Here is a 5769-nt window from a genome sequence, read left to right as displayed (position 1 = left end):
GGCCAATATTATGGCACATTATGAAATTATATTCTCATTATGGATTTAACGATTTTGTTATTTGTCTTGGTTATAAAGGATTTTATATAAAGGAATATTTTGCTCATTATTTCTTGCATGAGTCGGATGTTACGTTTGATTTCACCAGTGATAATCAATTAGTAACCCACACACATACAGCAGAGCCTTGGAAAGTAACTCTTGTGAATACAGGAGTGGATACAATGACTGGTGGAAGAGTGAAAAGAATACAACAGTATGTAGGAAATGAACCCTTTATGTTGACTTATGGTGATGGGGTGTCGGATGTCAATATTTCAGATCTGGTCAAGCAACATCAATTACATGGACGTCTTGCGACCGTTACTACGGTACAGCCGAGCGGACGATTTGGTGCACTTGACATTGGAACTAATAATGAAGTTAAGGGGTTTCAGGAGAAACCTAAGGGTGATGGTTCATGGATTAATGCAGGTTTCTTTGTTCTGCAGCCCGAAGTATTTGATTATATTTCTGGTGATGAAACCTTTTTTGAAAAGGAACCACTGGAAGGTTTGGCGCGTGATGGAGAACTTTTCGGGTATAAACATAATGGATTCTGGCAGCCAATGGATACCCTCAGAGACAAGAACTACTTGGAGGATCTTTGGGCCAGTGGAAAGGCACCTTGGAAAACTTGGGCAACGAAGTCGGTGAATGTATAATGACCAACAGGGATTTTTGGAATGGAAAAAAAGTATTTGTGACTGGGCATACAGGATTTAAGGGTTCTTGGTTATGTCTGTGGTTAAGTAAAATGGGAGCTGAGATTACAGGATACTCACTACAACCTGCAACTACTCCTAGTTTATTCGAGTTATGTAATATTAATAGTCTGCTCGAAAATCATATATTAGCCGATATTAGAGATGCAAAACAGTTAAATGCTGCAATGGAACATGCTCAGCCTGAAATAGTTATTCATATGGCTGCACAGCCATTGGTTCGTGAATCATATAGAAATCCTATCGAAACCTATGAAGTAAATGTAATGGGTACTGTCAATCTTATGGAAGCCATTCGGAATTGCGAAAGTGTTATTGCTGTTGTTAACGTTACTACTGATAAATGTTACGATAACAAAGAATGGCACTGGGGCTACAGAGAGAATGAGCCATTGGGTGGACATGATCCATATTCGAGCAGCAAAGCTTGTTCTGAATTAGTAACCGGTGCGTATCGAAGCTCATTTCTGAATAGCCAAATAGACGGAAGAGCAATAGCTGTTGCTTCTGCTAGAGCAGGAAATGTCATTGGAGGTGGAGATTGGGCTGCCGACCGCCTTGTTCCAGATATTGTAAGATCGATTGTGGATGGTCAGAAAATAATTATCCGCAACCCGAATTCTATTCGACCTTGGCAACATGTTCTTGAGCCTTTAAGTGGTTATCTCCTCTTGGCCGAAAAACTCTATCAAAATGGTGAGGAATATGCCAGTGCCTGGAATTTCGGGCCGTCTGATGAGGATGCCAAACCTGTTGAATGGATTGTTCAGAGGATCTGCCAGAAATGGCCAGGAGCTATTTACGATGTGGATAATGCCTCACATCCGCATGAAGCTCAGTATCTTAAGTTGGATTGCTCTAAGGCCAAGGCAGAACTTAATTGGCGTTCTAGATGGGATTTAGATCATACATTGGAGAAAATTATGGAATGGACCCGGTGTTACAATAATGGTGAATCGATGTATGAAATTACGTTTAGTCAAATTGAAGAATATGAAAATAGTATTTAACTAAAGATAATCTCAAGAGGTATCGGGGGTAAGTAAATGATTATGAGGGTAGCAGATTATATAACTAATGCTATATATGAAGCGGGTGGTAAAACGGTATTTATGGTTACTGGTGGAATGATAATGCACTTAACAGATGCAGTTTATCAACATGATAAACAGGAGTTTGTCTCATGCCATCATGAACAGGCAGCCGCGATGGCTGCTGAGGCTTACGGCCGATTAAATAATGAAATGGGAGCAGCTTATGTAACAGCTGGTCCCGGAGCTCTTAATGCTATTACGGGAGTTGCGGGAGCGTATATTGACTCCTCTCCTATGGTTATTGTAGCTGGAAACTCGAAGGTTTCTCTTGCTAAAATTAAAGGCCCAAGACAGTTTCCTCTGCAGGGGTTTGATTCATTATCTATGTTCTCGCATATAACCAAATATGCAGTTATGTTAGATGATATTACGCGTGTGAAGTATGAGGTTGAAAAGTGTATTTATATGGCGAAAAATGGGAGGGTCGGTCCTGTTTATTTAGAGGTTCCTGTAGACTTGCAAGGTACATCTTTTGATCCAGACCGATTTGAAGGATATGTCTTTGAGCCTGAGATGCTGGATATAAACTCAGATCAAATTATGAAAGTTATTGATGCTTTGAAAAACAGTAAGAGACCTTGTTTGCTTGTAGGAGCTGGTGTTCGTTTAGCGGGTGCGCTGAACGAATTTAAGAAATTTGCTGAAAAGGCCAACATTCCTATTTTGACCTCAAGATTAGGGATGGATTTAATCTCTCATGATCATAATCTTTTTGTGGGTAGACCAGGGACTTACGGAGATCGTGCTGCGAACTTTACCGTTCAGAACTGTGATTTGCTTATTACAGTAGGGTGTCGTTTAGGAATTGGTCTTGTGGGTTACGATTTTCAATTCTTTGCTGAAAGAGCGAAGAAGGTTTATGTGGATATAGATCTTACTGAAATTGATAAACCATCGGTTCAGCATGATCTAGTCATTCATGGTGATGCACTTGAGTTTTTTTGCAAAATGATTCAAAGTATGGGATCAGTTGAGCCTCAGGAAGAGTGGTTAACGAAAACCGCATACTGGAAAAATACTTATCCGGTAGACCTTCAGGAATATGATGATGACAGTAAGGGGATCAACTCCTATCGCTTTATGACGAAATTCTCTGAAAAGGCACCTGAGGATGCATTATTTGTTGTGGATACGGGATCTTGTTTTCATGTGCACGCACAAGCCTTTAAAGTGAAAGAAGGACAAAGACATATCATTACAGGTGGCTTATCCACTATGGGATACACACCGGGATCTATAGGTGCTTCTGTCGCAACAGGGAAACAACCTGTTTTTTGCGTAACGGGCGATGGATCTTTCCAAATGAATTTGCAAGAGCTTCAAACTATTAAGCATAATAACATTCCTGTGAAATTCATTCTGTTTAACAATAATGGATATTTACTAATTCGGCATACACAGAACAATTTTATGGAAGGTCGTTTTATAGGCGAAGGACCTGAGTCAGGTGTTGGATTCGCTCCCTTTGATAAAATTGCAGAAACATTTGGCTTGGGCTATATGAAAATTGGAAATCTGGAGACTATGGACGAAAAAATAGATGAATTGATCCGTTATAATGGGGCAATGATTTGTGAGATTATTACTCCACCAGACCAATTACTTATTCCTCGGGTATCGTCAAAAAAACTGGAGGATGGAACGATGATATCCATGAAATATGATGATATGTTTCCATTCCTTCCAAGAGATGAATATAAGGCAAACATCTTAGAGTAATTTATTATTTAAATACACAGGGATCAAGGAATTGGTCCTTCTGTATATGAATTGGAGAGATTAAATTGCAGAAATTAAAGGTTGCAATATTGGGGAGCGGGAACATAGGCAGTGATTTATTAATTAAATTAATGCGCTCCGAATATTTGACCTGTTCAGTTTTTATTGGAAGAAATGCGTCTTCCCCTGGCCTTGAGAAAGCTCAAAGCATGGGGGTTGCTATTTCTCATATGGGTGTCGAGGAAATTATAAATCGTCCTGATTGCTGTGATATTGTGATTGATGCTACTTCTGCGGTTGCACATATTGAGCATGCCTCGATTTTAAAGGAACTAGGTAAATTTGTAATAGACATGACTCCCTCAAAGATTGGTGAGATGTGCATACCCGCTGTAAATTTGCAAGAATGTTTGGATAAAGACAATGTGAATATGGTGACTTGTGGTGGACAAGCTGCGGCTCCTATTGTATATGCAATCGGACAATCACAGCAGGATATCGATTATATTGAGGTAGTATCGAGTATTTCTTCCAAGAGTGCAGGACCGGCTACAAGAATTAATTTGGATGAGTACATTGAAACTACGGAAGAAGCGATTAGAAAATTCTCTAAATGCTATCGGTCAAAAGCTATACTAAACCTAAACCCTGCTGTTCCATGTATAGATATGCAAACAACAGTATTCGCAATTGTAAAAGATCCCAATATTAAAGCTTTGACTGAGCAAGTGGAGGAAATGGTGAAACGAATTCAGTATTATGTTCCAGGGTATTCGTTAATTATGGGGCCTATCATCGAGAATGGAAGAATCGTGACTATGGTTAAAGTACAAGGTTTGGGGGATTTTCTTCCCACATATGCCGGTAATCTTGACATCATTAATTGTGCTGCTATTGCGATGGCGGAAGAGTATGCGAAAAATAGCATATACGGCAAAGGAGTAGAAGCATGAATAACAATATAACAATTAGTGACCCTACCTTACGAGACGGTTCACATGCGATAGGGCACCAGCTAACTCATGAATATATTGATAGATACTCCGTGTTAGCCGAGGAAGCGTGTATTCCAATATTAGAAGTAGGACACGGTAATGGCCTAGGGGCTTCTTCGTTACAATTAGGAGAAAGTTTATTGAGCGACGCTCAAATGCTTGAAATCTGTAGATATAATCTGAAGAGCACGCAGTTAGCAGTTCATGTGATTCCAGGTTTTGCAACGATCAATAGAGATTTGCGCAGCGCGATTGACATCGGGGTTGACATTGTCCGTGTGGCCTCTCATTGTACTGAAGCTGATATTACCATGCGGCATATTGCTTACGCTCGTCAGAAGGATAAGACCGTCTACGGGGTTCTAATGATGTCACATATGGCATCACCAAATATATTAGTTAGCGAAGCTTCAAAAATGAAGAGCTATGGTGCGCAAGGAATTGTTATCATGGACTCAGCTGGAGCATATTTACCCAAAGATGTGACTGAAAGAATCAGTTCTTTAGTGAATGCTTTGGATATACCAGTGGGGTTCCATGCGCATAATAATCTGGGAATGGGTGTTGCTAATTCATTAGCGGCGCTGGAAGCAGGAGCAACAATATTGGATGGCTCTATCCGTGGATTTGGAGCCGGAGCGGGTAATGCTCAACTAGAAACCCTTGTTGCCGTTCTGCACCAATTAGGTTACAACACGGGCATAGATTTATTTAAATTGTTGGATACAGCAGATGAAGCCGAGAAGATGTTTGCAAAACCACCAACAGTGAGCTCTACGAGTATCATTAGTGGGATGACAGGTGTTTTTTCGGGTTTTGCCAAACCAGTTGAGCGTATAGCTAAAAAATACAGTGTTAGTCCTAAAGATATCTTTATCGAATTGGGTCGTCGAAAAGTAGTAGCTGGGCAAGAGGATCTTATACTTGAAGTGGCAATGCAATTATCCAATAATAATGGTGGAGTAGTTACAAGATGAAGATAGCTATTCTCGGCGCAACCGGACACATTGCCAAAAATTTAATTGTATATTTACATCATAATCCAAACTATGAATTTTTTTTGTATGCTAGAAATATAGAAATGGTGAATTCATTTTTAAAAACAGAAATCATAAATAATGCTAACATACGAGTGCTTCATATTGATGTTATGTATGAAAATAAGTGCGATGTTATTATTAATTGTATAGGTATTGG

The 5769-nt window shown here is 39.7% G+C and carries 6 protein-coding genes; all 6 read left to right on the top strand.

The genetic code is table 11. The annotated features are described in order from the left end of the window. On the top strand, positions 1-704 hold a 704-nt coding region (gene rfbF, locus A3842_RS06930; protein ID WP_074100873.1), incomplete at its 5' end, for a glucose-1-phosphate cytidylyltransferase. Then, positions 704-1774 carry a CDP-glucose 4,6-dehydratase gene (gene rfbG, locus A3842_RS06925; RefSeq protein ID WP_074100872.1) on the top strand — a complete coding sequence of 357 codons (1071 nt, stop codon included), beginning with the start codon at positions 704-706 and terminating at the stop codon, positions 1772-1774. The genes rfbF and rfbG, both read left to right, overlap by 1 nt. A gap of 36 nt (positions 1775-1810) precedes the next feature. Then, a complete protein-coding gene (locus A3842_RS06920; protein ID WP_074100871.1) occupies positions 1811-3577 on the top strand; it encodes a thiamine pyrophosphate-binding protein in 1767 nt (588 codons plus the stop codon). Positions 3578-3642: 65 nt separating this feature from the next. Continuing rightward, positions 3643-4530: an acetaldehyde dehydrogenase (acetylating) gene (locus A3842_RS06915; RefSeq protein WP_074100870.1), complete on the top strand. Its 888-nt coding sequence runs from the start codon at positions 3643-3645 to the stop codon at positions 4528-4530. Further along, entirely contained in the window at positions 4527-5549 is a 1023-nt protein-coding gene (gene dmpG / locus A3842_RS06910) for a 4-hydroxy-2-oxovalerate aldolase (RefSeq protein ID WP_074100869.1), read from the top strand. Before A3842_RS06915 ends, dmpG begins: the two co-directional genes overlap by 4 nt. Further along, on the top strand, positions 5546-5769 hold a 224-nt coding region (locus tag A3842_RS06905), incomplete at its 3' end, for a hypothetical protein (RefSeq protein ID WP_143186184.1). The genes dmpG and A3842_RS06905, both read left to right, overlap by 4 nt.

It is taken from the genome of Paenibacillus sp. P3E (genome assembly GCF_001909045.1).
GTDB classification, from domain to species: Bacteria; Bacillota; Bacilli; order Paenibacillales; family Paenibacillaceae; genus Paenibacillus_AQ; species Paenibacillus_AQ helianthi.
Note: the sequence above shows the minus strand (reverse complement) of the source record. Positions and strands in the feature narration are given on the sequence as shown.

What these genes read in the sequence shown, in the direction of transcription:
- rfbG (WP_074100872.1), top strand. Translation starts at nt 704, where the DNA reads ATGACCAACAGGGATTTTTGGAATGGAAAAAAAGTATTTGTGACTGGG.
- A3842_RS06920 (WP_074100871.1), top strand. Translation starts at nt 1,811, where the DNA reads ATGATTATGAGGGTAGCAGATTATATAACTAATGCTATATATGAAGCG.
- dmpG (WP_074100869.1), top strand. Translation starts at nt 4,527, where the DNA reads ATGAATAACAATATAACAATTAGTGACCCTACCTTACGAGACGGTTCA.